Raw genomic sequence first — 1,155 nt, 5'->3', positions numbered from 1 at the left:
GCGGCACCGCGACGATCACGGACTTCCCGCTGACCGCGACCGGCCCGACCACGATCACCGGCGTCAGCGGCACCGCGACGGTGACCAGTGCACCGGTCAGCGCCGGCGTCTACACCCTGACCGAAGCTGCCGTAGCCGGTTACACCGCCGGTAGCTGGAGCTGCACCGCCGGCACCTTGTCGGGCAATAGCCTGACCTTGGCCAACGGCGTGAGCGCAACGTGCACGATCGTCAACGACGATATTCCGCCGACGCAGACGATCGCCAAGACCATGACCAATGCCGATAACGACGGCAGCGGCACGGTGTCGGTGGGCGACGTGCTGACCTACACGGTGACGGTGACCAATACCAGCACGACCACCAATCTCAATAACGTGGTAGTGAGCGATCCGACCATCACGCCGACCGGCGGAACGACACCGTGCGCCAGTGTCGCGCCGGGTGGTACCTGCACTTTGACCGGCACCTACACGGTGACCGCGGCCGACGTGACCGCCGGCAACGTGGTCAACACCGCGACCTCGACCAGCCCGGTCTGCCCGGTGGGCAGCACCGATCCGGCCTGCACGACGACGGTGACCACGCCGGTGACGGCGTTGAGCCAGACGATCGCCAAGACCATGGCCAATGCCGATAACGACGGCAGCGGCACGGTGTCGGTGGGCGACGTGCTGACCTACACGGTGACGGTGACCAACACCAGCGCCAGCGGCAACCTGACCAACGTGGTGGTGAACGACAGCAAGATCACCCCGAGCACGACCACCTGTGCATCGGTGGCGCCGGGCGCGACCTGCGTGTTGACGGGCACCTACACGGTGACCGCGGCCGACGTGACCGCCGGTTCGGTCAGCAACACCGCAACCTCGACCAGCCCGGTCTGCCCGGTGGGCAGCACCGATCCGGCCTGCACGACGACGGTGACCACGCCGGTGACGGCGTTGAGCCAGACGCTCGCCAAGACCATGGCCAACGCCGATAACGACGGCAGCGGCACGGTGTCGGTGGGCGACGTGCTGACCTATACGGTGACGGTGACCAACACCAGCGCCAGCGGCAACCTGACCAACGTGGTGGTGAACGACAGCAAGATCACCCCGAGCACGACCACCTGTGCATCGGTGGCGCCGGGCGCGACCTGCGTGTTGACGG

Annotated in this window: 1 protein-coding gene; it reads left to right on the top strand. The window is 67.1% G+C overall.

The genetic code is table 11. The features are described from left to right. The coding region (locus tag ACTOWK_RS23570) for a DUF7507 domain-containing protein (protein WP_441332502.1) at window positions 1-1,155 on the top strand (1,155 nt) is incomplete at both ends.

The sequence above is a fragment of the Lysobacter sp. CA196 genome (genome assembly GCF_052078695.1).
In the GTDB taxonomy this organism is placed as follows: Bacteria; Pseudomonadota; Gammaproteobacteria; order Xanthomonadales; family Xanthomonadaceae; genus Lysobacter.
This window is presented reverse-complemented; position numbering and strand designations above follow the sequence as displayed.